Source organism: Deinococcus alpinitundrae, assembly GCF_009982895.1.
Taxonomy (GTDB): Bacteria; Deinococcota; Deinococci; order Deinococcales; family Deinococcaceae; genus Deinococcus; species Deinococcus alpinitundrae.
The window spans coordinates 1-276 of record NZ_WXZL01000224.1; the positions used below are offsets into that span (position 1 = coordinate 1).

General features: G+C 35.9%; 1 protein-coding gene. It reads right to left on the bottom strand.

The window, feature by feature from the left end; all coding sequences use genetic code 11:
* Positions 1-276: isocitrate/isopropylmalate family dehydrogenase (locus GUI70_RS25640; RefSeq protein WP_237725147.1), on the bottom strand; the 276-nt coding region annotated here is incomplete at both ends.

A 276-nucleotide genomic window follows, 5' to 3' on the forward strand; every position in this document is an offset into this window, starting at 1 on the left:
CTAATACATTTTCTTTATCAACTGATGTTAGTTTTCCTCGTCTTGAAGCGGCCAATTTAAATGCTACGTGAACAATGCGTTCTATTTCTTCTCTTGTATAAGTAAGAGAATCTAAGGCCTCGTGATTATTAAAATGTCTAGGTTCTCCAAAATAAATACCACTTGTCAATTCACGGACTATAACTAAATCTGTGCCTTCAACGCGTTCTTCCTTTAAAGGTGATAAAGAACTAGCGCCTTTGACAACGGTAGTGGGGCGTATATTTACAAATAAAT